The 22292-nt window shown below is 63.6% G+C and carries 25 protein-coding genes; 18 read left to right on the forward strand and 7 right to left on the reverse strand.

Annotated features, from left to right (window positions below; all coding sequences use genetic code 11):
• Window positions 1-77 precede the first annotated feature (77 nt).
• Window positions 78-2093, reverse strand: a complete 2016-nt coding sequence (tkt, locus tag J2X53_RS09955; RefSeq protein WP_349037323.1) for a transketolase — start codon at window positions 2091-2093, stop codon at window positions 78-80.
• A 210-nt stretch (window positions 2094-2303) separates the two neighbouring features.
• Between tkt and J2X53_RS09960 the strand changes: the two genes are divergently transcribed.
• The 3 genes from J2X53_RS09960 to J2X53_RS09970 are packed head-to-tail and all read left to right on the forward strand — an operon-like array spanning window position 2304 to window position 3551.
• The gene (locus J2X53_RS09960) at window positions 2304-2843 is read left to right on the forward strand and encodes a hypothetical protein (protein WP_349037324.1); all 540 of its coding nucleotides are present in this window, start codon (window positions 2304-2306) and stop codon (window positions 2841-2843) included.
• Window positions 2836-3210, forward strand: coding sequence for a cell division protein ZapA (locus J2X53_RS09965; RefSeq protein ID WP_349037325.1), 375 nt, complete (start codon window positions 2836-2838; stop codon window positions 3208-3210). Before J2X53_RS09960 ends, J2X53_RS09965 begins: the two co-directional genes overlap by 8 nt.
• Window positions 3207-3551: an MliC family protein gene (locus J2X53_RS09970; RefSeq protein ID WP_349037326.1), complete on the forward strand. Its 345-nt coding sequence runs from the start codon at window positions 3207-3209 to the stop codon at window positions 3549-3551. Before J2X53_RS09965 ends, J2X53_RS09970 begins: the two co-directional genes overlap by 4 nt.
• A 67-nt stretch (window positions 3552-3618) precedes the next feature.
• Here the strand turns inward: J2X53_RS09970 and grxD are convergent, their stop codons facing one another.
• The 6 genes from grxD to J2X53_RS10000 all read right to left on the reverse strand — a co-directional run bounded on the left by grxD (window position 3619) and on the right by J2X53_RS10000 (window position 9269).
• Window positions 3619-3981: a Grx4 family monothiol glutaredoxin gene (gene grxD / locus J2X53_RS09975; protein ID WP_349037327.1), complete on the reverse strand. Its 363-nt coding sequence runs from the start codon at window positions 3979-3981 to the stop codon at window positions 3619-3621.
• Between the two features lie 16 nt (window positions 3982-3997).
• Window positions 3998-4234 carry a BolA/IbaG family iron-sulfur metabolism protein gene (locus tag J2X53_RS09980; RefSeq protein ID WP_103333389.1) on the reverse strand — a complete coding sequence of 79 codons (237 nt, stop codon included), beginning with the start codon at window positions 4232-4234 and terminating at the stop codon, window positions 3998-4000.
• A gap of 72 nt (window positions 4235-4306) precedes the next feature.
• Window positions 4307-6481, reverse strand: coding sequence for a phosphoribosylformylglycinamidine synthase subunit PurL (gene purL / locus J2X53_RS09985; protein ID WP_349037328.1), 2175 nt, complete (start codon window positions 6479-6481; stop codon window positions 4307-4309).
• A 100-nt stretch (window positions 6482-6581) separates the two neighbouring features.
• Entirely contained in the window at window positions 6582-7247 is a 666-nt protein-coding gene (locus J2X53_RS09990) for a class I SAM-dependent methyltransferase (RefSeq protein ID WP_349037329.1), read from the reverse strand.
• A gap of 204 nt (window positions 7248-7451) precedes the next feature.
• Window positions 7452-7886 (reverse strand): hypothetical protein, encoded by a 435-nt coding sequence (locus J2X53_RS09995; RefSeq protein ID WP_349037330.1) that lies wholly within the window; start codon window positions 7884-7886, stop codon window positions 7452-7454.
• A gap of 474 nt (window positions 7887-8360) precedes the next feature.
• The gene (locus tag J2X53_RS10000; protein WP_349037331.1) at window positions 8361-9269 is read right to left on the reverse strand and encodes a LysR family transcriptional regulator; all 909 of its coding nucleotides are present in this window, start codon (window positions 9267-9269) and stop codon (window positions 8361-8363) included.
• Between the two features lie 216 nt (window positions 9270-9485).
• Between J2X53_RS10000 and J2X53_RS10005 the strand changes: the two genes are divergently transcribed.
• From J2X53_RS10005 to pgl, 15 genes are all read left to right on the forward strand, one after another.
• Window positions 9486-10364: a lysophospholipid acyltransferase family protein gene (locus J2X53_RS10005; protein ID WP_349037384.1), complete on the forward strand. Its 879-nt coding sequence runs from the start codon at window positions 9486-9488 to the stop codon at window positions 10362-10364.
• Window positions 10365-10407: 43 nt separating this feature from the next.
• Window positions 10408-11220: a glutamate racemase gene (gene murI, locus J2X53_RS10010; RefSeq protein ID WP_349037332.1), complete on the forward strand. Its 813-nt coding sequence runs from the start codon at window positions 10408-10410 to the stop codon at window positions 11218-11220.
• Between the two features lie 130 nt (window positions 11221-11350).
• Complete coding sequence (gene ccmE / locus J2X53_RS10015; RefSeq protein WP_349037385.1) at window positions 11351-11800, forward strand: cytochrome c maturation protein CcmE; 450 nt, start codon at window positions 11351-11353, stop codon at window positions 11798-11800.
• An 80-nt stretch (window positions 11801-11880) separates the two neighbouring features.
• Window positions 11881-12492, forward strand: a complete 612-nt coding sequence (locus tag J2X53_RS10020; protein ID WP_349037333.1) for a holin-associated N-acetylmuramidase — start codon at window positions 11881-11883, stop codon at window positions 12490-12492.
• Window positions 12483-12989 (forward strand): 3TM-type holin, encoded by a 507-nt coding sequence (locus J2X53_RS10025; RefSeq protein ID WP_349037334.1) that lies wholly within the window; start codon window positions 12483-12485, stop codon window positions 12987-12989. Before J2X53_RS10020 ends, J2X53_RS10025 begins: the two co-directional genes overlap by 10 nt.
• Window positions 12990-13047: 58 nt before the next feature.
• Window positions 13048-14790 (forward strand): arginine--tRNA ligase, encoded by a 1743-nt coding sequence (gene argS, locus J2X53_RS10030; RefSeq protein ID WP_349037335.1) that lies wholly within the window; start codon window positions 13048-13050, stop codon window positions 14788-14790.
• 66 nt (window positions 14791-14856) lie between these two features.
• Window positions 14857-15861 (forward strand): SPOR domain-containing protein, encoded by a 1005-nt coding sequence (locus J2X53_RS10035; protein ID WP_349037336.1) that lies wholly within the window; start codon window positions 14857-14859, stop codon window positions 15859-15861.
• Window positions 15858-16862 (forward strand): glycoside hydrolase family 3 protein, encoded by a 1005-nt coding sequence (locus J2X53_RS10040; protein WP_349037337.1) that lies wholly within the window; start codon window positions 15858-15860, stop codon window positions 16860-16862. The genes J2X53_RS10035 and J2X53_RS10040 overlap by 4 nt, the downstream gene beginning before the upstream one ends.
• On the forward strand, window positions 16855-17649 hold the full coding sequence (locus J2X53_RS10045) for a ScpA family protein (RefSeq protein ID WP_349037338.1): 795 nt from the start codon (window positions 16855-16857) through the stop codon (window positions 17647-17649). Before J2X53_RS10040 ends, J2X53_RS10045 begins: the two co-directional genes overlap by 8 nt.
• The gene (scpB, locus tag J2X53_RS10050; protein WP_349037339.1) at window positions 17646-18287 is read left to right on the forward strand and encodes an SMC-Scp complex subunit ScpB; all 642 of its coding nucleotides are present in this window, start codon (window positions 17646-17648) and stop codon (window positions 18285-18287) included. The genes J2X53_RS10045 and scpB overlap by 4 nt, the downstream gene beginning before the upstream one ends.
• Window position 18288: 1 nt before the next feature.
• Window positions 18289-18501 (forward strand): hypothetical protein, encoded by a 213-nt coding sequence (locus J2X53_RS10055; RefSeq protein WP_349037340.1) that lies wholly within the window; start codon window positions 18289-18291, stop codon window positions 18499-18501.
• Between the two features lie 192 nt (window positions 18502-18693).
• The gene (locus tag J2X53_RS10060; RefSeq protein ID WP_349037386.1) at window positions 18694-19278 is read left to right on the forward strand and encodes an HNH endonuclease; all 585 of its coding nucleotides are present in this window, start codon (window positions 18694-18696) and stop codon (window positions 19276-19278) included.
• Window positions 19279-19359: 81 nt separating this feature from the next.
• The gene (locus J2X53_RS10065) at window positions 19360-20058 is read left to right on the forward strand and encodes an MgtC/SapB family protein (protein WP_349037341.1); all 699 of its coding nucleotides are present in this window, start codon (window positions 19360-19362) and stop codon (window positions 20056-20058) included.
• Window positions 20059-20168: 110 nt separating this feature from the next.
• The gene (gene zwf / locus J2X53_RS10070) at window positions 20169-21620 is read left to right on the forward strand and encodes a glucose-6-phosphate dehydrogenase (RefSeq protein ID WP_349037342.1); all 1452 of its coding nucleotides are present in this window, start codon (window positions 20169-20171) and stop codon (window positions 21618-21620) included.
• Entirely contained in the window at window positions 21620-22291 is a 672-nt protein-coding gene (gene pgl / locus J2X53_RS10075; protein ID WP_349037343.1) for a 6-phosphogluconolactonase, read from the forward strand. The genes zwf and pgl overlap by 1 nt, the downstream gene beginning before the upstream one ends.
• The last annotated feature ends 1 nt before the right edge of the window (window position 22292 follow it).

The following is a 22292-nucleotide window of genomic DNA, read 5'->3' on the forward strand; positions in this document are numbered from 1 at the left end:
GACGCGGGGCTGGCCCCGCGACGATGCAAAAAGGCCCGCGCTTCCGCACGGGCCTTTCGCATCAGTCATTCCAAGCGTCAGAGCAGCGCTTTGGCCTTGGCGACCGCCGCTTCGGCGGTGATGCCAAATTCAGCATAAAGCCGGTCGGCCGGAGCCGAGGCGCCAAAGCCCGTCATGCCGACGAAATCGGCCTTGTCGCGCTTGCCGCCTTCGCCGAACAGCCAGGTATCCCAGCCAAAGCGGGTGCCTGCCTCGATGGCGATGCGGACCGCGCCCGGTGGCAGCACCTTGCGGCGATAGCTGGCGTCCTGCTCGGCGAACAGCTCCCAGCACGGCATGGACACCACGCGGGTGCCGATGCCTTCGGCTTCCAGCAGATCGCGGGCTTTCAGGGCGATTTCAACCTCTGACCCGGTGGCCATCAGGATGACCTGACGCTTGGTGGTGGCCTCGGCCAGCACGTAAGCGCCTTTGGCGACGAGGTTCTGGTTGCTGTGGGTCTTGCGGACTGCAGGCAGGTTCTGCCGCGACAGGGCCAGCACGGTGGGCGTGGTCTTGGTCGTCAGCGCAACTTCCCACGCCTCGGCCGTTTCCACCAGATCGGCGGGGCGGATCACATAGGTGTTGGGCGTGGCGCGGGAAATCGCCAGATGCTCGACCGGCTGGTGGGTCGGGCCATCCTCGCCCAGACCGATGGAATCGTGGGTCATGACATAAACCACCGGCACCCCCATCAGCGCCGACAGACGCATCGCAGGACGGGCGTAATCGGTAAAGCACATGAAGGTGCCGCCATAGGCGCGCACGCCGCCGTGCAGCGCCAGACCGTTCATTGCCGAGGCCATGCCATGCTCGCGGATGCCGTAATAGACGTAGCGGCCCTTGCGGTCGTCGGCCGAGAACACGCCCATATCGGCGGTCTTGGTGTTGTTCGAGCCGGTCAGGTCGGCCGATCCGCCGATGGTCTCGGTCATCACCGGGTTGACTGCGGACAGCACCTTTTCGGATGCGGCGCGGGTGGCGAGTTTCGGCAGATCCTCGACCGCCTGCTTTTTCACGGCGCGGATGGTGGCCGACAGCTTGTTCGGCGCGTCCCCGGCGAAGATGCGGGCGAATTCGGCTTGTTTGGCAGGCGACAGCGCGGCCAGACGGGTTTCCCAGTCGGCGCGGGCGGATTTGCCTTTGGCGCCAACGGTTTCCCACCAGGACTTCACGTCGGCAGGCACCTCGAATGCGCCGCTGGTCCAGCCGTAGCCATCTTTGGCGGCCTGCATCTGTGCCTTGTCGGTCAGGGCGCCATGGCCCTTGGAGGTGTCTTGTGCCGCATGGCCGATAGCGATGTGGGTCTTGCAGGCGATCATCGCCGGGCCGGACGAGGCCTTGGCGGCGGTCAGGGCGCGGTCAATGTCTTCGGGGTCGTGGCCGTCACAGGAGAATACATCCCAGCCGGAGGCGGCAAAACGGGCCTTCTGATCGGTCACATCCGACAGCGACACCTTGCCGTCGATGGTGATGCCATTGTCATCCCAAAGCACGATCAGCCGCGAGAGCTTGAGCCGCCCGGCCAGACCGATCGCCTCTTGTGACACGCCTTCCATCAGGCAACCGTCACCAGCGATGACATAGGTGTGATGGTCCTGCACCTTTGCCCCCCAGCGGGCGCGCAGGGATTCTTCGGCCATGGCAAAGCCGACGGCGTTGGAAATGCCCTGACCCAGCGGGCCGGTGGTGGTCTCTGCCGCCGACACATGGCCGTATTCCGGGTGGCCTGCGGTGATCGCACCCCATTGGCGGAAGTTCTTGATCTGCTCCAGCGTCATGTCGGCATAGCCGGTCAGGTACATCAGCGAGTAGAGCAGCATCGAGCCATGGCCCGCCGACAGGATGAAGCGGTCACGGTCGGGCCAGCGCGGGGCGCTTGCGTCAAATTTCAGGTGGTTGGCGAACAGCACGGTGGCCACATCGGCCATGCCCATCGGCATGCCGGAGTGACCGGAGTTGGCAGCGGCGACTGCATCCAGCGTCAGGGCACGGATGGCGGTGGCGCGCATCCAATGATCGGGGTGGCGGTCGCGCAGGGTCTGGATGTCCAAGGCCGGGCTCCTCATACTTGGATCGGTGCGGGTTCAGGGTTCCTTACCACCCCGGACGGCAAGATCAAGCACAGCGGCCAAGCTGTTGACGATATGGGGCGTTCCTTGCCCGCGCTTTGCGTTAAGATCGGGCTTGACCTGTCCTTGTGCGATTCGCACTTATGGGCAGACCAAAGGAATAAAGACCGGAGTATCCGGGAAAGAGGGGGCATGGACAACATTGCCGAACTGGAGCGCCGGATCACCGCGGCGCTGATGCGCATCGGAAACGGGGTTGAGGCGCTGTCTGCCGTGCAGCCGGAGCCGGAGCCGGTTTTGGCGGGCAGCCCGGTTGCCACGCTGGCCGATGGCGTGGCCGAGGCCGAGATTGCGCGCCTGAACGAGGCGCTGGACGAAGAGCGGATGCTGGTCGCCCAGCTGAACGAGCGTCTGCGGGCCCTGCGCGATCAGGGCACCGGCAAGCAGGCGCTGGAGGCCGAAGTGGACCGGCTGAGCAAACTGCTGGATGTGCAGGGGCTGGAGATGCAGCGGTTGAAGAAAACCGTGGTGTCCTTGCGCGAGCAGGTGCGGCTGATGACCGAGGCGCAGGCCGAGGGCCGGGTGGAGCCGCATCTGATCAACAAGGCGATGCTGACCGAGCTGGAGGCGCTGCGCGCGCTGCGCGCTGCCGAGGCCGCCGAACTGGATGAGCTGATTGCAGCGCTCGATCCGCTGGCCGGACCCAAAGAGGAGGTGGCACAGGATGCCTGATGTAACAGTCTCGATCGGCGGGCGCGATTTTCAGGTCGCCTGCCAGCCCGGGGAGGAGCATTTTCTGCGCGCCGCTGCGGCCCTGCTGGATGCCGAAGCCGAACCGCTGGTGCAGCAGATGGGGCGTCTGCCAGAGGCGCGGATGCTGTTGATGTCGGGGCTGATGCTGGCCGACAAGACGGCAGCGGTCGAGGATGAGAACCGCCAGCTGAAGGAAAAGCTGGCAGCGCTGCAGGCGCGGCCAGTGCCGGCGCCGGAAAAGGTCGAAGTGCCGGTGATCCCGCCGCAGGTGTTTGAAACCATGGCAGAAATCGCGGCGCGGGCCGAGGCTTTGGCCGACCGGGTTGAAGAGCGGGCGCAGGGATGATGCGGGGTCTGGCGCTTGGTCTGATCGCCGTTGCGGGCTTTGGTATGGCCGCACAGGCCAGCGCGGACGTGCTGGCGGTGCAGAACCTGCGCTATGCCTGCGACCGCGGGGTGGAGGTGCCTGCCACCTTTGTCACCGGACCCGAGGATGCGCTGGTGGTGATCCAGATCGAGGGGCGGCAGATCCTGCTGTATCAGGAAGTTGCGGCCTCGGGGGCGCGCTACGCCTGGCCATCGGACGGGGCCGGATATGTGCTGTGGTCCAAGGGCGATGCGGCGACGATCTATTGGCGCGAAGGCGGGCAGGAAACGCCGTTGCTCAGCTGCACGGCACAGATGTAGTGCAAAAAGGCCCGCGAGATTTCGCGGGCCTTTTCAATGCGATGTACTGGATACTTCGCGTGATGCCTTAAGACGCGTTGGCTTCTCGGATCTTTTCGGCGGCGTCTTTGTCATAGGTCACGCCCTTGGCCTCGAACAAGGCATCCAACTCGCCCGACAGGGTCATCTCGGTGACGATGTCGCAACCGCCGACGAATTCGCCTTTGACGTAAAGCTGCGGGATGGTGGGCCAGTCGGAGAAATCCTTGATGCCCTGACGGATCTCGGCATCGGCGAGCACGTTCACATCGGCAAATTCGACGCCCATGTAATTGAGCACGCCCGCAACGCGGCTGGAAAACCCGCATTGCGGCATCATCTTGGTGCCCTTCATGAACAGCACCACATCGTTCTTTTCGACAGTGTCCCTGATCTGGTCTTGAGCGCTCATCTGCGTGTTCCTTTGATTATTCCGGGGCGCGGGTGGTCAGCGCCAAAGCGTGCAATTCGCCCTGCGAGCCATCCATCTTGCCTTTGAGCGCGGCATAGACCGCGCGTTGTTGCTGCACACGGTTCAGGCCGCGAAACGACTCGTCCACCACTTCGGCGGAAAAGTGCTGGCCGTCATCCCCCTGAACCGTGATCCTGGCCTGCGGAAAGCTGGCGCGGATCAGAGTTTCGATGTCGCGGGCGTCGATGGGCATGGGCGGCTCCTGTCGTGGTCTTGTCCCAAATCTAGGGTGCGGCGGCGTCGGCTGCAAGAAAGCTTTGACGCTTTATGCGACCGATCCCGGGGCAAGGGCGGCTTCAAACGCGGTGCGATAGGTGTGGCTCAGGGTTTTGAGCGGGGCAGAGTGCCCGCCCAGCGTGACGGTATCGCCGCCAAAGCGACCCACCACATGGGCGGGCACCCCGGCACGATGGGCGGCACCGGTCAGGCCATGCAGAGCCTTTGGGTCGATGGCGACCAGATAGCGGGCCTGATCTTCGCCGAACAGCGCGCCGATGTCGCCGGATTCGAGGTCGATGCCCAGACCTGCGGCTTCGGCCATCTCGAACGCGGCCAGTGCCAGACCGCCATCGGACAGATCGGTGCAGCAGCGCAGGATCTTGCCTTGGGCGCGGATGAATTCGCCGTTGCGCTTTTCCGCCGTAAGGTCAACCGGGGGCGCATCGCCCGCCTCGATGCCAAAGGCTTCGGCCAGCAGGGCGGACTGGCCCAGATGGCTGCCGATGCCACCGATCAGCACTGCCAGATCGCCGGTCTGCGGCTGGCCGTGGATCAGGTGATCCAGCGTCGGCAGAATGCCGACCGCGCCGATGGTGGGCGTGGGCAGGATGCCCGAGCCGTCGGTTTCATTGTAAAGCGAGACGTTGCCCGAGACGATCGGCATATCCAGCGCTGCGACCGCTTCACCGATGCCCTTGATCGCGCCGACCAGCTGACCCATGATTTCCGGCTTTTCCGGATTGCCGAAGTTCAGGTTATCAGTGGTGGCGAGCGGAAGCGCCCCCATTGCGGTCAGGTTGCGGTACGCCTCGGCCACGGCCTGTTTGCCGCCCTCGAACGGGTTGGCTTTGACATAGCGCGGGGTCACATCGGAGGTGAAGGCAAGTGCCTTGGTGGTGCCATGCACCCGCACCACACCGGCGGGCAGGCCGGGGGTGATCAGGGTGTCGGCACCGACCTGTGAGTCATATTGCTCCCACACCCAGGCCTTGTGGGCGTAGGAGGGGGCGGAGATCAGGGCGGTCAGCGCGTCCAGCGGGGTGATGGCGGGAATGTCGCCCAAGGGGGCTGCTGCCGGGGTCTCGATCCATGGCCGGTCGTATTCGGGTGCGGTGGAGGACAGTTTCGACAGCGGCAGATCGGCTTTGACATTATTGCCATGCAGGATCAGGAAGCGGTCTTCGGGGATGGTTTCGCCGACGATGGCAAAATCCAGATCCCATTTGACGAAAATCGCGCGGGCGACATCTTCCAGTTCCGGTTTCAGAACCATCAGCATACGCTCCTGGCTCTCGGACAGCATCATCTCATAAGCGGTCATGTTGGTTTCACGCTGTGGCACATCGGCCAGTTGCAGCTTGATGCCCAGACCGCCCTTGTCGCCCATTTCCACGGCAGAACAGGTCAGGCCGGCAGCCCCCATATCCTGAATCGAGATGACCGCACCCGATTGCATCAGCTCAAGGCACGCCTCCAGCAGGCGCTTTTCGGTGAAGGGGTCGCCGACCTGAACCGTGGGGCGCTTTTCTTCGATGGTGTCATCGAATTCCGCGCTTGCCATGGTCGCGCCGCCGACGCCATCGCGCCCGGTTTTGGCGCCCAGGTAGACCACCGGCATGCCGACGCCGGAGGCGACGGAGTAGAAGATCTTGTCGGCATCGGCGAGGCCCGCCGCAAAAGCGTTGACCAGACAGTTGCCGTTGTAGGATTTGTGGAACCGCACTTCGCCGCCGACGGTCGGCACGCCAAAGGCGTTGCCATAGCTGCCCACACCTTCGACCACGCCCTTGACCAGATGCGCGGTTTTCGGGTGCGAGGGCAGGCCGAACGACAGCGCATTCATCGCGGCAATGGGCCTGGCACCCATGGTGAACACGTCGCGCAGAATGCCGCCAACGCCGGTGGCAGCGCCCTGATGCGGTTCGATATAGCTGGGGTGGTTGTGGCTTTCCATCTTGAAGATGACCGCTTGCCCGTCGCCGATATCGACCACGCCGGCATTCTCGCCGGGGCCGCAGATGACCTGCGGGCCGGTGGTGGGCAGGGTGCGCAGCCATTTCTTGGACGACTTGTAGGAGCAATGCTCGTTCCACATCGCGCTGAAAATGCCCAGCTCGGTGAAATTCGGCTCGCGGCCGATGATCTCGAGGATCCGCGCGTATTCGTCGGGCTTGATCCCGTGTTTTGAAACAAGCTCGGGGGTGATCGCGGGTTCGGTCATGTCAGCTTCCTCACAGCAACTGCGCCGCGTCATAGGGCATGACCGGAAGGATAGAAAGAGCAGAGCGTGGAACTCTGCCGCTTTGCCTGCAAAATCTGCGTCAGGACGGGGTGGCAGAGCGGCGGCTGAGGGCCCATTGCGCGCCCGGACCGGCGGCCACGATCTGCCAGTCGCTGTTGCGCGTGAACTCCTGCACCGCAAGAAACACGCCATGATGCTGATTTTGCGGATCAGGGGCCCAGTCATCGCCCAGAATCACACCGCCCGGCGCCATCATGTCCTTGAGATGCACAAGCTCGTTCAGGGTCGGTCTGTATTTGTGGCTGGCATCCAGATAGGCAAAATCCAGCGGCTCGATGATCTGTGCGGAGCAGGCGGGAAATGTGTCTTCGATGATCACGCTTTGTATGTCGGGGAACTGGGCGACGCGGGCGGCGGCTTCGGTCTTTGCGGCCTCGGTCGTGAGGGTGTCAAAATTGGTATAGGCCTTGCCCCAGCCAAAGGTTTCGCCAAGTCTGGTCCAGGGATCGACCAGATAGAGTTTGCGCGGCCGGACCACGTCGCAGATCAGGCTGCTGAAATGGCCGCGGAACACGCCGATCTCGATGCCGGTTCCGCCGTGGGGCACATAATTGAGAATCCAGCGCCGCGCGTCCAGACGGCTGATTTCGCCCGGCGGCATCGGAAAGCGCGCTTCAATGGTCTGGATGATATCGGCGGGGCCGGTTGGGGCCTTTGGCCGCGATGATCTGATCCAGTTGAACATAAGAGAACTTCCAATGACTTTGCCGCGCCAGCTGTTGCACAGTGGCATTGAAAAGCCGGGTGGCCAAGGTGAAACAACTTGCAGTGCCGGCAGGCGGGCGGGGCAATTTTCAGCGTCTGCTGCAAGGTAGGATGCGTCAAGGCCCCGGCAAACTGCCGGGGCCAGATCTTCAATCAGCATACGATCATTGATCAGAGGAACCGATCAGTTGTCGGCACCGGTCTCATTCTGATTCTCCAGCGAGGCCAGAATCTCGGCCCATGGCCAGATCAGCGCGACCGAACCGGTGGATTCCTGACCCGCAGCCAGCATGATCTGCATGAATTCGGTGGGCGCACCGACCGCCTGATCCAGCTCGACCAGAATCAGCGTCGTGCCATCTTCTTGCGATGCGGCACTGGATACGGTGCCGAGCACGGTTCCGTCAGACGACGTGACCTGATTGCCGACATAGGCCTCGGAGACAGGGGTGATCGACTGACCGGCACCTGTGCCCAGATTGCTGGTCCCGGCGGGAACGGCCATCACGCCGACCTGCGCCGTGATTTCCGTGGTATCGCTGGTCACTTGCGCCAGCGTTGGGCTGGCCAGAAAAACGCCAAGAGCGGTGCTGACGAGAAGGGTTTTCAGAGTGTTCATCTTCAGATTCCTTGCTTTGGTTGATTGGCCAAAAGCCATGCGAGGACAACCCGGCAGATTGATTTGGGTTTCCGCTCCAATGCGTGTCTGACCTGCGGGCCGAGAACCCGGTGGAACCTTGCCGGTTTGGCTCGTTTCGGGGGCGGATTCTTGCGGACCCGTAAAATCGGACGGAACCAAACCCCGACCAGCCGTCAGACCCGTCTGATCAGCGGCGGATCTTTTTTGTGCAAAGGAAGCGGGCGTCTGGGGCGGCAAGCGATGAACTTGGCAGCAAAACCCGGATAAGCAAAAAAAAGGCCGAGCATAAAGCTCGGCCTAAGTCCAACAGGGAGGTATGAAGCGTTCGAGAGCAATCACTCAACCGCCCGCTTCATGGGTGGATTTAGGCATGCGTTTGATTCGGGGCAAGGCTGAACATGCTGCTTTTGCAGCATGTCCGCTATGTGCTGGGCGCATGGCTGCGCCCGGCGGTCATTCCCCAAGCCCATCCATCTGCTGACGTTTGCGATAGGCAAAGATCTCTTCGGTGACGAATTCGCGGAAGGCGGCGACCCGCTTGGAGTGGCGCAGCTCTTCGGGGTAGGCGAGGAAAACCGGCACTTCCGCGCTTTCGGTTTCGGGCAGAACCCGGACCAGATGCGGGAAATCGGCGGTGATGTAATGCGGCAGAACGCCGATCCCCAGATGGTTCAGCACGCCTTGCAGCACGCCGAAGTAGTTGTTCACCGTCAGGGTGGAGGGGATGTCATGCGCCATCAGCTCTTGCACCAGCGACGCCCCTGCGGCCACCTGTGGCACACCGGCATGCTGGGCGATCAACCGGTGCTGGGTGAAATCTTCCATCGTGGCGGGGGTACCCTGTTCGGCAAGGTATTCCGGCGACGCATAAAGCCGCATTCTGATGTTCATCAGGCGCTTGCGGATCAGATCGGCCTGCGACGGCTCTTTCATGCGGATGGCGACATCAGCCTCACGCATGGGCAGATCCAGCACCCGCTCTTCCAGCATCAGGTCGATTTTCAGGCTGGGGTATTTCTTGTACAGATTGGCCAGACGCGGCGCGAGCCAGAGCGTGCCGAACCCGGTGGTGGTGGTGACGCGCAATTCGCCAAACACCTCATCCTCGGAATCGCGGATGCGGGCGGCGGTCGCCTCCAGCCGTTTGGCCATGGCTTGGGTGGCATCGAACAACAGCTCGCCCTGTTCGGTCAGGATCAGGCCGCGCGCGTGGCGGTGAAACAGGGTGACAGACAGGCTTTCCTCCAGCGCGCGGATCTGGCGGCTGACGGCGGATTGCGACAGATGCAGCACGTCACCGGCATGTGTCAGGCTGCCCTTGTCGGCAACCGCATGAAAAATGCGCAGTTTATCCCAGTCCATCATCAATCCCTTTGCGAAAGCCAGACGCTATCACGGCCGGCCTCATGAAGGGAGAATCAATCGCATGTAAATCCTTTACAGGCAGAAAAAGTGCCCGAGGCGTTGCCTTTTCGCCGTGGCGCACGAGAGAGCCTCTTTGTCATGGTGCTGTTACCGGAAGCATGGACACCGGGCCATCGGGCCACAGTGGCCCGGTGGGTGGTGACGGGAGTGGCGATGCAGCACGATGTGGCGCGCGAGATTTCATATGCGTCTTCAGCATCCAGCCGCGCCGGGGCGGTGCTGATCCGGGTGCTGGAAAATGCCACCGGGCGGCGGTCGCTGATCCGGCGCGCGGCGGGATATGAGGATGAGGTGGCGCGTGGCCGCAGCTTCTGGGACGTGGTGCCGGAGCGGTACGGGTTGAGTCTGGATGTGGTGGGCGGGGCGGTGGGCAATATTCCTGCCACCGGGCCGCTGGTGCTGATCGCCAACCATCCGTTTGGCATTCTGGACGGGCTGATGATGGGCCATCTGCTGGACCAGGTGCGCGGTGATTTCCGCATTCTGGCCAATTCGGTGTTCCGCCGGGCCGAGGCGCTGAACCGGGTGGTGCTGCCGATCTCGTTTGACGAGACCAAGGCGGCAGTGAAGCTGAATCTGGAAACCCGGGCCGAGGCGTTGCGCTATCTGGGGCAGGGCGGCGCGATCGGGGTGTTTCCGGGCGGCACGGTTTCGACCGCAGCCCGCCCGTTCACCTCCGCCCCGATGGACCCGGGCTGGCGCAATTTTACCGCCAAGATGATTGCCAGATCAGATGCCACCGTGGTGCCGGTGTTTTTCGATGGCCACAACTCCCGCCTGTTCCAGATTGCCAGCCATGTCCATTCCACGCTGCGGCTGGGACTGCTGATCAAGGAGTTCCGCGCCCGGATGGATGAGCCGGTGCGGGTGGTGATCGGCCAGCCGATCCCCGCCAGCGATCTGGCACCGCTGAGGGCCGATCCGACGCGGATGATGGAATTTCTGCGCCGTGCCACATACGATCTTTCACCGCGCCCGCTCCGGTCGTATGCTCCGGGTCACGAATTCGAGGCGAAATACAAAACGCGCTGACCGGGCCATCGCCCGCAACAGGCGCAAAGGGTTGGGGGCAGGCATGGCGGTTGGGGTTTTTGACAGCGGTATCGGCGGGCTGACGGTGCTGGACGCGATCACGCGCCGGCTGCCGGATCTGCCGCTGGTCTATCTGGGCGACAATGCCCATGCACCTTATGGTGTGCGCACGCATGATGACATTTTCAACCTGACTTGTGCCGCGGTCGAGCGGCTTTGGGCCGAGGGTTGCGATCTGGTCATTCTGGCCTGCAACACCGCCTCGGCGGCGGCGCTGAAGCGGATGCAGGAAACCTGGGTGCCAAAGGACAAGCGGGTGCTGGGGGTGTTCGTGCCAATGATCGAGGCGCTGACCGAACGGCAATGGGGCGACAACTCGCCGCCGCGCGAAGTGGCGGTCAAGCACGTGGCGCTGTTTGCCACGCCCGCCACGGTGGCGAGCCGGGCGTTTCAGCGTGAGCTGGCGTTCCGCGCCATCGGGGTAGATGTCGAGGCGCAGCCCTGCGGCGGCGTGGTCGATGCGATCGAGCAGGGCGACGAGATTCTGGCCGAGGCGCTGGTGCGCAGCCATGTCGAGGCGCTAAAGCGCCGGATGCCGCACCCTGAGGCTGCGGTGCTGGGCTGCACGCATTACCCGCTGATGGAGGCGGTGTTTCAGGACGCGCTTGGCGAGGGCGTAAAGGTGTATTCGCAGGCCAATCTGGTGGCGGAGTCGCTGGCCGATTATCTGACCCGGCGGCCCGAGATGCTGGGCACCGGCACGGAGTCGAAATTCCTGACCACGGGCGACCCCAAGGCGGTGTCTTCCAAATCCACCCAGTTCCTGCGCCGGCGGATCGCGTTTGAAGCGGCCTGATCAGGTGTTCTGACGGCGTTTGTCCTCGATCAATCACATCTGCGGGTTGCGGCGTTAGAACAACTCGACAAGGGTGGGGATTCGCTCCACATCAGACGTGAAATGTGACGGAGGGCAGGGCATGGCAGGGATGAAGGGGCTGAAAAAGCAGCGGCGGGTGCAGATCATTGTGCTGGCCTTTGCTGCTCTTGCGCTGTCGACCGGCCTGATCGGCTATGCCATGAAAGACGGGATCAACTTTTTCCGCAGCCCGACGCAGGTGATGACCGACCCGCCGCGTGAGGGCGAGGTGTTCCGCATCGGTGGTCTGGTCGAAGAGGGCAGCATCCTTCGCGGCCAAAGCGAGACGGTGAGCTTTCGGGTGACCGATACCAATGAGACCATTCCGGTGCGCTATACCGGCATCCTGCCGGATCTGTTCACCGAAGGGCAAGGCATGGTCGGCACCGGGTCGATGGAGGGCGATACCTTTGTCGCGACCGAGATTCTGGCCAAGCATGACGAAACCTATATGCCGGCCGAAGTGATCGACGCCCTGAAAGAGCAGGGTGTGTATCAGGATGCCGGGTCCGGCAGCTGAGCGCGCCGGGTTTGACGCCCGTTAACCGGCGTTAAGGCAGGCTGTCACCGGGGGGAGTATCACCACCTCGGGGATAGTCCATGACAAGCGTAAGACAACTGGCCGAAGAAATCGTCGCCCGCGAGGGCGGCTATGTGAATGACCGCGACGATCCGGGCGGGGCCACCAACCATGGCGTGACCATCGGCACAATGCGCCGGCTGGGTCTGGATCTGACCCGCGACGGGCGGGTCACTGTGGCCGATGTGCGGGCCCTGAGCCGCTCGCAGGCGGTGGAAATTTATCTGGAGCATTATTACAAGCGCCCCGGCATTGCGGCGCTGCCCGAGGCTTTGCAGCCTTCGGTCTTTGACATGTATGTCAATGCGGGGTCGAATGCGGTGAAGATCCTGCAACGTCTGATCACCGATATGGGCTTTCCCTGCACGCCCGACGGGGTGATCGGGCCGCAGACCATCCGCGCGGCGCAGCTGGCGTTTGAGGCTGCGCCGAACCATCTGGCCGATGCCTACGGCATTGCGCGACGCAATTATTACTACGCCTTGGCCGATGCCCGGCCACAAAGCCGCAAATTTGCCCGCAGGCAGGATGGCGGCAAGGGCGGCTGGATCACCCGCGCCGAGGAGTTCATCGCACAGCGCTATCACCTGACGGCGGCGCAGCATCAGGGGAGGGTTGCAAAATGGGGCTGATGTCGGGGTTTGGTCTGGGCCGGGGGGCGATTCCGGCCCTGGGCGGTGTCTCGCGTGAGATTGCCCGCTCGATTGCGCCCGATCTGGCGCGTGGTCTGGCCGAGGCGGTGAGCCGGATTCCGGTGCCGGAACCGGGGGCCTTGCCGCCTGCGCGGCCCGGGTCGGGTTATGACCGGCTGATTGACGCGATCAACCGGCTGCCGCGACCGCTGATGGCCTTTGGCGCGCAGGCACTGGTGCTCTATGCGTTGCTTGATCCTGAGGGCTTCGCCGCGCGGATGCAGGGGCTGGATGCGATGCCAGAGGCGCTGTGGTGGCTGCTCGGCGGGGTGATCACCGCCTATTTCGGCGCACGCGAGGCGCATCATCTGCGCAATCGGGGCACACAAGGTGGGGGGGGCGCGGTCGCCACCGGGGCCGATGCGGCCCCGAAACGCCCCGATGACCGGTCAGATGCCGCCAATCCGGCGCTGGAAGACTGGCGCAGCAACGGCTGAACTTGACCTGACTTGTGCCCTCTGGCATGCCCTTGGGCACAAGACAGGATTTGATCAGATGAACCTCTTCGCCGATATCCGCGCCACCGTTCTGGATGCTTTGACCCAAATGCAGGCCGAGGGCACCTTGCCCGACGGCCTCGATTTTGCCAGCGTTGCGGTGGAACCTCCGCGAGATGCGGCGCATGGCGATATGGCGACCAATGCCGCGATGGTGCTGGCCAAACCTGCGGGGATGCAGCCGCGCGCCATTGCCGAGGCGCTGGCCGCAAAGCTGCTGGCCGATCCGCGCATCACCGCTGCCGATGTGGCGGGACCGGGGTTTCTGAACCTGCGCCTTGCGCAAGATGTCTGGCAGGCGCTTGTCAAAGCGGCGCTGCTTCAGGGCACCGATTTTGGCCGCGCCGATGTGGGCAAGGGCCAAAAGGTCAACGTGGAATTTGTCTCTGCCAACCCGACCGGGCCGATGCATGTGGGCCATGTGCGTGGCGCTGTGGTCGGCGATGCGCTGGCCAATCTGCTGGCCTTTGCCGGCTGGGACGTGACGCGGGAATATTATATCAACGACGGCGGCGCGCAGGTCGATGTGCTGGCGCGCAGCGCTTATGAACGCTACCGCGAGGCGCACGGGCTGGAACCCGAGATCCGCGAAGGGCTGTACCCCGGCGACTATCTGGTTCCGGTGGGCGAGGCGCTCAAGGAAAAATACGGCGACACGCTGCTGGACAAGGGTGAGCAGGTCTGGCTGGCCGATGTGCGCGAGTTTGCGACCCAGATGATGATGGCGCGGATCCGCGAGGATCTGGCGGCGCTTGGCGTCGAGATGGACCTCTATTCCTCGGAAAAGGCGCTTTATGGCACCGGCAAGATCGAGGCCGCGATTCAGACGCTCAAGGATATGGACCTGATCTATGAAGGCGCGCTGGAGGCGCCCAAGGGCAAGGAACTGGAAGACTGGGAGCCGCGGATCCAGACCCTGTTCCGCAGCACCGCGCATGGCGATGACGTGGACCGCCCGGTGCAGAAATCGGATGGGTCGTGGACCTATTTCGCACCCGATATCGCCTATCACTTCGACAAGGTGCAGCGCGGCTATGATCAGCTGATCGACATTTTCGGCGCGGATCACGGCGGCTATGTCAAACGGATGAAAGCGGCGGTGTCGGCGCTGTCGGGCGGCCGGGTGGGGCTGGACATCAAGCTGATCCAGCTGGTCAAGCTGTGGAAGAACGGCGAGCCGTTCAAGATGAGCAAACGCGCGGGCACCTTTGTCACCCTGCGCGACGTGGTGGAAATGGCGGGCGCAGATGTGACCCGGTTCATCATGCTGACCCGCAAGAACGACGTGGCGCTGGATTTCGATTTCGACAAGGTGCTGGAACAGTCGAAAGACAACCCGGTGTTCTATGTGCAATACGCCAATGCGCGGGTGAACAGCATTCTGCGCAAGGCGCGTGAGGCCGGGGTGGATGTGTCGGATGCCACCCTCGCCGCGGCGGATCTGTCAAAGCTTGACCATGCCGCCGAGATCGCGGTGGCCAAAAAGATCGCCGAATGGCCGCGTCTGGTCGAGATTGCCGCGCGCGGGAATGAGCCGCACCGGGTGGCGTTCTACCTCTATGAGCTGGCGTCAGACCTGCATGGGTTGTGGAACCGGGGCAATGATGATGTGTCCTTGCGGTTCCTGCAGGACGATACCGCCACATCTCAGGCGAAAATCGCACTGGTGCGGGCCGTGGGCGTTGTCATTTGCTCAGGTCTTGGTATCCTGGGTGTGACGCCGGTCGAGGAAATGCGCTGATCAACAGGGCCCCGTCGGTGATGCAGGCAAAAAGCGCGGGGCAAACCCGTCTGATCGAGGCAGAGCATGGCGGATATCGACTATGATGACTACGGGGCACCTCCTCGTATGACGGGCGGACAGGCGCAACGGCTGATCCATCTGACGGGCGCTGCGTGTTCGGTTGCGCTGATTGTCGGCATGGGCCTTTGGGGCTACCGGCTGGCGGTGCGCGATGTGACCGGGGTGCCAGTGATCCGCGCGGCCGAAGGGCCGATGCGGGTGGCGCCGTCGAATCCCGGCGGCGATATTGCCGATCATCAGGGCATGGCGGTAAATGTGGTGGCTGCTGCCGGTGGTGCTGCCCCTTTGCCCGAAGAGATCATCCTTGCCCCTGCGCCGGTCGAGTTGAGCGCCGAAGATGCACCGGGGCTGTCTGCCGTTGATCCGATACCAGAGGCGGCGGCGTCTGCGCCGTCTGCGGGTGAGCCGCCGATGACTGAGGCCGCTGTCGCATCGGCTCTGGCGGTTGCGACAGCTGAAACGCCCGCCCCGCTGAGCCCGACGCCAGAAGCCGGGGCCAATGCGCCGGCCGTGACCGAAGATGCGGTTGCCATGGCCCTGGCCGAGGCGCTTGGCGATGCCATGCCGCTTGCCCCGCTGGCGGACCTGCCGGAAGAGGCCGCCCTGCCTGAGGCCGATGGTCTTGCTGCGGAGGGGGCGGTCGGGAGCGTCCGCCCCAGACCGCGGCCGCAGACCGGAATGCAAAGCGCACCAACGGCAGAGCCAGTCAGTGTGGCAGTATCGGTCGGGCCAGAGATTGACCCCACGACCCTGACCGCTGGCACACGTCTGGTGCAGCTGGGCGCGTTTGACAGCCCCGAGATTGCGCGGGCGGAATGGATCAAACTGCGCGACCGCTTTGGCGATCTGATGACCGGCAAATCGCTGGTGGTGCAATCGGCGCAATCGGGCGGGCGCACGTTTTACCGGCTGAGGGCGCATGGTTTTGAAGGCGAGGATGACGCGCGCCGGTTCTGCGCGGCGCTTCTGGCCGAGAATGCCGCCTGTATCCCGGTTGTGCATAGATGACCGGCGGGCTTGCCGCGATTTTCGGCTGCGCGGGGCCGGAGCTGACAGCGGATGAGGTCGCGTTCTTTCGCGATGCCGACCCGTTCGGCTTTATCCTGTTCGCCCGCAATGTCGAAGACCCGCTGCAATTGCGCCGGCTGACGGCGGATCTGCGCGCGGCGGTCGGGCGCGATGCGCCGGTGCTGATAGATCAGGAAGGCGGGCGGGTGCAGCGGCTGCGCGGGCCCCATTGGCGCGAGTGGGCCCCGCCGCTGGATACGGTCGCGCAGGCGCGTGATCCGGCCCGGGCCATGTGGGTGCGCGCCCGGATCATCGCGCATGAATTGCGCGGGGTCGGGGTCGATGCCAATTGCGCGCCCTGTGCCGATATTGCCGGGGCGGAGACGCATCCGTTTCTGAAGAACCGCTGCTATGGCACGGATCCGGCTGTGGTTTCGGAGTTGTCGGCTGCGGTGGCCGATGCCCATCTGGCCGGGGGCGTTCTGCCGGTGATCAAGCATCTGCCGGGTCATGGCCGGGCGACGGCGGATACCCATCATGACCTGCCCACCGTCACTGCATCACGCGAAGAGCTGACGGCGACGGATTTCGCGCCGTTCAAGGCGCTCAACCATCTGCCGATGGCGATGACCGCGCATATCATCTACGCCGCCTATGACGACAAGCCCGCCACCCAGAGTGGCGCGATGATCCGGGTGATCCGCGACGAGATCGGGTTTCAGGGCCTGCTGATGACCGACGATCTGAACATGCAGGCGCTGCGTGGCACATTGGCCGAACGCACGGCGGCGTCGATGGCGGCGGGCTGTGATATTGCGCTGCATTGCAAGGGCGATCTGGCTGAAATGCTGGCAGTGGCCGGGGCTTGCGGTGACCAGACCCCGGCGATCCGGCACCGCGCGGAACGTGCACTTGCCGCCCGTCATGCGCCCGAACCCGTTGACATCGGAGCCTTGGATGCCGAATTTCGGAGCCTGATGTCGGGGGAGGCGCATGTCTGACACCATTGCCGACGACTGGGGCGACGACCGGCTGGCGCCTGCGGACCGGATGGCCGCAGAGGCGCTGATCGTTGATGTCGACGGATTCGAGGGGCCGCTTGACCTGCTTTTGACGCTCAGCCGGACGCAGAAGGTGGATCTGCGCAAGATCTCGGTGCTGCAACTGGCCGAGCAATACTTAGGCTTTGTACAAAAGGCGCAGTCGCTGCGGATCGAGCTTGCGGCCGATTATCTGGTGATGGCGGCCTGGCTCGCGTTTCTGAAATCGCGTCTGCTGCTGCCGCCCGAACCGGGCGAAGACGGGCCGAGCGCCGAAGATCTGGCCGCGCATCTGGCCTATCAGCTGGAGCGCTTGCAGGCGATGCGCGAGGCGGCGGCGCGGCTGATGGGGCGCGACCAGCTGGGGCGCGATTTCTTTGCGCGCGGGGTGCCGGAAACGATCAGCCACCACCGCGCCGTGACCTATGAGGCGACGCTTCTTGACCTGATGCGCGCCTATGCCCGGATCCGCACCAAGGATGACTTCCGCCCGTTTGTCATGGATCGTGACCATGTGTTCACAATGGAGCAGGCGCTGGAGCGAATGCGCGGGCTGATCGGCTATGTCGGCGACTGGGCCGACCTGACCACCTTTCTGCCCGAAGGCTGGGAGGCGACGCCGATGCGCCGCCGCTCGTCAACCGCTGCGCATTTTGCCGCGATACTGGAAATGGCCAAGCGCGGTCAGGTCGAGGTGCGGCAGGGCGAGATGTTTGCCCCGATCCAGATCCGGCGTGGCACGGCATGACCGACCCGATCGAGAAAAGCCTGTTCGAGGCGCCGCCGATGGGCGAGCAGGAGCGCATGGTCGAGGCGATCCTGTTTGCCAGTGCCGAGCCGGTGACGGTGGCCGAACTGTCGGCCCGGATGCCGCATGGCTGTGACCCGGCCGAAGCGCTGGTCTATCTGCGCAAGCGCTATGAGGGGCGCGGGGTGCATCTGGTGCGGGTGGGCGATGCCTATGCGATGCGCACGGCGGGCGATCTGGGCCACCTCATGCGCAAGGAAACGGTGGAAAACCGCAAACTGTCGCGCGCGGCCATCGAAACCTTGGCCATTGTGGCGTATCATCAGCCGGTGACACGGGCCGAGATTGAGGAAATCCGTGGCGTGGCCGTGTCACGCGGCACGGTGGACCAGCTGATGGAACTGGACTGGATCCGCCTTGGCCGCAGACGGATGACACCGGGCCGCCCGGTGACCTTTGTGGTGACCGAGCATTTTCTGGACCACTTCGGTCTGGAATCGGCGCGCGATCTGCCGGGGATCAAGGAACTGCGGGCGGCGGGCCTGCTGGACAACCGGCCGCTGCCGGGGTCGATGGGCAAGCCTGACGATGATGAGGATGAGGCCACTTCCGGCCAGAGCGAATTGTTCGAGGATTGAGATGAACGTCAACCAGATCATCAACATGGTGATGCGGATTTTCATGCGCAAAGGCGTGAACTGGGGCATCAACAAAGGCACGCAGATGATGTCAAAGCGCGGCAAACCGGCGGCACCGACCACGACGGTCGATGCCGGGCATTCGACCCAGGCGCGCGAGGCGGCAAAGCGTGCGCGGAAAGCCGCCGCTGTGACCCGCCGGATCGGGCGCTAAGCTTTTCTGGGCCGGGCTTCACCGGACTGTCACTTTGTTGTGCGATCCCTGTCCCGCCGGGACATGGGGCAGCTCTACTTGGGCTAGGGGGCTTGCCAGCCGCGTTCCGCCAGATATAGTTCGGGCTATCGGGGCAGGGTTCCCTGCGCCGAGGCCTTGATGGCAACCGAGATGGGTGGGGTCACTCGACGGATGGACGGCGATTTCAGAACTCAGTTTGTGCGCGACCCGGCGTCGCTGAAGCATTACCCGGCGCTGGTGCTGAACGCGGATTACCGCCCGCTCAGCTATTACCCGCTCAGCCTCTGGCCCTGGCAAGAGGCGATCAAGGCGGCGTTCCTTGACCGGGTGCAGATCGTGGCCGAATACGACCATGTCGTCCGAAGCCAGAGGGCCGAGTTTCGGATACCCTCGGTCGTTGTCCTCAAAGATTATGTGAAACCCCAAAAGCGCGTGGCCTTCACGCGCTTTAATCTTTTTCTGAGGGACGAGTTCTGCTGCCAGTATTGCGGGGCCAAGGGCGATCTGACCTTTGACCATGTGATCCCGCGCGCGCGGGGCGGCGTGACCAGTTGGGAAAACGTGGTGGCGGCGTGCAGCCCGTGCAACCTGCGCAAAGGGTCTAAAACCCTGCGCCAGTCCGGTCTGCACCTGAACCGCACCCCACGCGCCCCCAATGCCGAGGAAATGCAGAGCCATGGCCGCCGCTTTCCGCCGAATTATCTGCACGACAGCTGGATGGATTACCTGTACTGGGATGCCGAGCTGGATGCCTGATTTGTCATAAATATTTTACAAAACCTTCACATTGCAGTCTGGCTTGGCTAGGGTTCGATGTCTGCCCGTCAGGAGAGTGCGATGGTTCCCCCAATTGAAATGGCTGCGCTGAACATGTTCGTGGCCCTGTCCTGTGGCGCATTGATCGGATCAGAGCGGCAGGTGCGGCAGCGGATGGCCGGGCTGCGGACCAATGCGCTGGTGGCGTTGGGGGCGGCGAGTTTTGTGATTTTTTCCTCGCTTTACCCGGCAGAAATCAGCCCGACCCGGGTGGCGGCGCAGATCGTGTCGGGGATCGGCTTTCTGGGCGCGGGAATCATTTTTCGGGACGGGTTCAATGTGCATGGGCTGAACACAGCGGCGACGCTGTGGTGTTCGGCGGGGGTCGGGATGATGGCGGGGTCCGGGCAGTGGCCCTATGCCGTCCTGATGACCGGCATGGTGGTTTTCGTGAACCTTGGTCTGCGGCCTTTGGTGAAATGGATCAAGCGGCGCACCAAGGCGGGCATTCCGCTGGGCAAAAGCTATCGGGTGCTGCTGACCTGCCGGGCCGATCAGGAGGGCGACTTGCGCAGCCTGATGCTGCGGACATTGGCGGTGGCCGGGCTGCATCTGTCGGACATCACCGCGCAAGCCGCCGAAGACGGGATCGGGCTGGACCTTGCCGCCACGGTCAGTGCCGACGGGCTGCTGGACGGTGTGGTAGAACAGGCGGTGCATCGGCTTGCCGCCGAACCGGGGCTGATCCGGGTCCGCTGGGAAGCGCTGGAAGAGGTCTGAGCGCCCGAAGCGCTTTGATCCGCCGCAACCGGATGCTAGACTTCGGACAGCGGCTTGAGTAAAAGGACTGCGTTAGCGCTAACGGCACGCGCAGGAGCGAGGATTTCCACATGGTTTCGCGAGTCATCCCGGTCGAAGTGTTCGACCTCGTGATTTTTGGTGGCACAGGCGACCTTGCCCGGCGCAAGATCCTGCCCGGATTGTACCGGCGCTTTGTGGCCGGACAGATGACCGGCGACAGCCGGATCATCGGGGCCGCGCGCGGTGAGTTGAGCGACGAAGACTTCCGCAAGCTGGTGCGCGAGTCGATTGACGAATTCGTGCCAAAAGACCGCCGCGACGCGGCGATGATCACCGAGTTTCTGTCGCGCCTGCATTATGTCGCGATTGATGCCAAGGGGGAGGGCGGCTGGGACGCGCTGAAAGACATGATGCGCGACGGGGTGGTGCGGGCGTTCTACTTCTCGGTCGCGCCGGCGCTGTTTGGTGACATTGCGCTCCGGCTCAAAAGCCATGGCGTCGCCGATGATGCCGCCCGGATCGTGGTGGAAAAGCCGTTTGGCCGCGATCTGAAAACCGCGCGGGCGCTGAATGCCACGCTGGCGCAGCATTTCCATGAGACGCAGATCTACCGGATCGACCATTATCTGGGCAAAGAGACGGTGCAGAACCTGATGGCGGTGCGCTTTGCCAATATCCTGTTCGAACCGTTGTGGAAGTCGGAATATGTCGATCACGTTCAGATCACGGTGGCCGAAACCGTCAGCGTCGACGGGCGCGGCGCCTATTACGACAAGTCGGGCGCGACGCGCGATATGGTGCAGAACCATATGATGCAGCTGTTGTGCCTGATCGCGATGGAGCCGCCCTATCACTTTGACCCCGACGCGGTGCGCGATGAAAAGCTGAAAGTCATCCGTGCGCTGGACCCGGTACAGCCGCAAGATATCGTGCGCGGTCAATATCTTGCCGGGGGCGGGCAGGGTGGCTATCTGGAGCATTGCGAAGACCCGGCCAGCACCACCGAAAGCTATATCGCGCTGAAAGTCTCGGTTTCGAACTGGCGGTGGAAGGGCACTCCGTTTTATCTGCGCACCGGCAAACGCCTTCGGGCGCGGGCGAGCGAGATCGCGATCACCTTCCGTGAGCCGCCGCATTCGATCTTTGACGACGCGAAAGGCTGGCGCGAAAACGTGCTGGTGATCCGGTTGCAGCCGGATGAGGGCATGAACCTGATGGTGATGATCAAGGAACCGGGGCCGGGCGGCATGCGGCTGATGCAGGTGCCGCTGGACATGTCCTTTGCCGGGGTGCTTGGTGAAGAGGCCGAGGATATCCCCGATGCCTATGAACGGCTGATCATGGATGTGATCCGCGGCAACCAGACCTTGTTCATGCGCGGCGACGAGGTCGAGGCGGCCTGGGCCTGGACCGATCCGATCATCGAAGGCTGGAACGCCACCGGCGCCAAACCGCAAGGCTATGATGCTGGATCCTCCGGGCCGGAGGATGCGTTGATGCTGATGCACCGCGACGGGCGACGCTGGCGGGAGATACGCTGATGGATTTCGTTTCATACCCTGATGCCGAGATGATGTATCTGGCACTGGCCAAGCAGATCGCCAGCGAGCTGGGCGCGTTTCTGCGCCGCGATGGCCATGCCTCGCTGTGCGTGCCGGGCGGCACCACGCCGGGGCCGGTGTTTGACACGCTGTCGGGGGTCGATCTGGACTGGCCGAATGTGGCGGTGTTTTTGAACGATGAACGTTGGGTGCCGGAAAGCAGCCCGCGCTCCAACACCCGGCTGTTGCGCGAACGCCTGCTGCGCGGGCCGGCTGCCAAGGCGCAGCTGGTGCCGCTCTATGCCCCCGCCGATCAGCCCGAAGAGATGCTGGAGGCGCTGTCGGCAGGGCTGAAGCCGCATCTGCCGATTTCGGTTCTGCTGCTGGGGATGGGGGCGGATATGCACACCGCCAGCCTGTTCCCCGGCGCTGACCTGCTGGAGCAGGCGCTTGCCGCCGATGCGCCGGTGCTGATGGCGCTGCGCTCTGAGGCGGCGGGCGAGCCGCGCATCACCCTGTCGCTTCCGGCGCTGCGGTCGGCGTTTCACACCCATATCCTGATCAAGGGCCCGGAAAAGCGCGCCGCGCTGGAGCGCGCCCAAAGCCTTTCGCCCAGTGACGCGCCGGTGCGCGCGGTGCTGGATGTTGCAACCGTTCATTGGACCGAATGAC

The sequence above is a fragment of the Pseudotabrizicola sp. 4114 genome (assembly GCF_031457365.1).
Classification (GTDB): Bacteria; Pseudomonadota; Alphaproteobacteria; order Rhodobacterales; family Rhodobacteraceae; genus Pseudotabrizicola.